At 72.5% G+C, this 2,130-nt stretch carries 2 protein-coding genes; both read left to right on the plus strand.

The window, feature by feature from the left end; all coding sequences use genetic code 11:
* The first annotated feature begins 291 nt into the window (after positions 1-291).
* Complete coding sequence (locus ACWDRB_RS67710; protein ID WP_362711125.1) at positions 292-828, plus strand: hypothetical protein; 537 nt, start codon at positions 292-294, stop codon at positions 826-828.
* On the plus strand, positions 825-1,946 hold the full coding sequence (locus tag ACWDRB_RS67715; protein WP_362711123.1) for a DUF2637 domain-containing protein: 1,122 nt from the start codon (positions 825-827) through the stop codon (positions 1,944-1,946). Before ACWDRB_RS67710 ends, ACWDRB_RS67715 begins: the two co-directional genes overlap by 4 nt.
* Positions 1,947-2,130 lie beyond the last annotated feature (184 nt).

The raw sequence follows: 2,130 nt of genomic DNA on the forward strand, positions 1-2,130 counted from the left end.
GTCTCAGGTTAGCGATGTCAAGCAAGGAGACCCGAAACGCTGACAATCGTCAAGGCAATCTCAAAGTGTCTTGACACTTCATCATGAGCGGCCTAGCTTCGAGGCGTTGGAAACCGGCGCGGCCCCGGGATCACACCCCGGGGCCGCTGTCGGGCCGATTCCCCCAACGCTCCCGAGGAGGGACCGACCCATGAAGAACCGTATCCGGCCCAGGTGGGCCCCCATCCGTTGGACGTGCTGGCTCTGCGGAGCCGACGTGCCCGACGACCAGAAGGTCTGCGGGTGCTCGTGATGAAGATCCGTCTCATCCGAGCCGCCGACCTCACCGCCGCCCGCGCTGAACTGGACTCCGCCCGCGCTGCACTGGCCGCGCTCCGCGGCACCCTCGCCGAGACCGAGCAACACCTTTTCGACACGGGAGACTCCCTGCTCGGGGCCCTGGAAACGAACGAGGCGCTCCGCGACGACCTCACCGCCGCCCGCGACGACCTCACCGCCGCCCGCGACGACCTCGCCCACGCCCGAGGCGAGCTGGACGCTCTGCGCGCCCAGCAGCTCCTGGACACCGAGGACCGCCAGGCACTGCGGACGCTGCTGCGGGTCGCCCGCAAGCAGGCCGACCGCGCCGACCGCGTCTACGTCCTGCTCCACTTCGGGGAGCTGCACAGCGTGCACGCCACCCGGGACGCGGCGGAGAGCGCGGCTGAGGCCGAGGGCGCCCCCCGCGACGGGTGGACCTCTTCCACCACGTGCTGCGCGACCCCGTCCGCGGCTGCCGAGGTTCCGTGGCGCATCCGGACGCTCCCGCTCGGGGGTGGTCAGCGGTGAGCCGTATCGAGACCCTGACCCCCGCACAGATCCAGTCCTCCGAGCGGGCCCTGTCCGCCGGTACGTGGGGCATCACCGCCGGAGCCGTTCTCTTCTCCGTCTTCACCGTCACGCCGCTCGTCGAGCGGGTCACCCCGGACGGGTGGGGGTGGACCGCGCCGATCCTCCCCCTCGTCGTCGACGCCGCCGTCGTCATCGTCGTCCGGCTGGACTCGACCGTGGACCGGCTCCGCACGCCCGCCGGGCGGTGGCCGGCCGTGCTCCGCTGGCTCACCGGCCTGATGACCCTGCTCCTCAACGTCGGCGACAGCGCGCTGAAAGCCGACTGGGTCGGCGTCGCCGTCCACTCCGTCGCACCGCTCCTGCTGATCGTCACCGCCGAGGCGGCGCGTTCATACCGGGCCGCGATCGGCCGGGCACTGGACCGCATCGCCCGTGAACAGGCCGAGCGTGAACGCGCCGAGAAGGCCGAGCGTGAACAGGCCGAGCAGCGTTCACGGGCCGACCGTGAACAGCGCGAGGCCCGCGAACGCGCCGAGCGTGAACAAGAAGCCGCCCGCCGTGAACAGGCGGCGCGCGAGGCCCGTGAACACGCCGCCAGCCTTGAACGCGAACGCCTTGACCGTGAGGAGCGGCAGGCCAAGGAACAGCGGGACCACGCGCTCCTGATGGAGCGGGAGCGGGCCGACCGTGCAGCCGCCGAGCGCCGGGAGCAGCAGGAGCGCGAGGACGCCCGAGAGGAGCGGGAGCGGGCCGAGAAGGAGCGCGCAGCCCGTGAACGGCAGCAGCGGGAGACCGCCGAGCGCCTCGCTCGTGAACAGGCCGCAGCCGCGCGCCGGGCGGCCCGTGAACAGCCGCAGCAGCGGCCCGTGAACACGGCACCGGCCACCGTGAACAAGACGGCCCCCGCCGTGAACAAGACCCCGTCGACGGAGCCGTCCACCCCCGCCGTGAACACGACCAAGCTCGACGAGCAGGCGGCCCGTGAACACATCGCCGCCGCCGTGAACGCGAACCGGACCGTGACCCTGCGCACGCTCGCGGACGAGACCGGATGGTCCCTCGGCTGGGTCACCGCCCGCCGTCAGGAACTCGCCCTCGCCGGAACCGGGAAGTGACGGCCATGGCCCGCCGTATCCCGCCCCGGACCCCCGCCCGCACGCCGGTCCAGCCGGTACCCGGACAGCTCGGAATGTTCGGGTCGCCCGACCCGTGGGCGCCCACCGGCTGCGACTGCTGGCCCCCCGCCCCGCGCGGCTGCCACCACTGCCGGCACTGCGACACCTGCCAGGACTGCGGCCG

This window comes from Nonomuraea sp. NPDC003707 (genome assembly GCF_053587055.1).

Coding starts and splice junctions, on each gene's coding strand:
- ACWDRB_RS67710 (WP_362711125.1), top strand. CDS start 292: ATGAAGATCCGTCTCATCCGAGCCGCCGACCTCACCGCCGCCCGCGCT.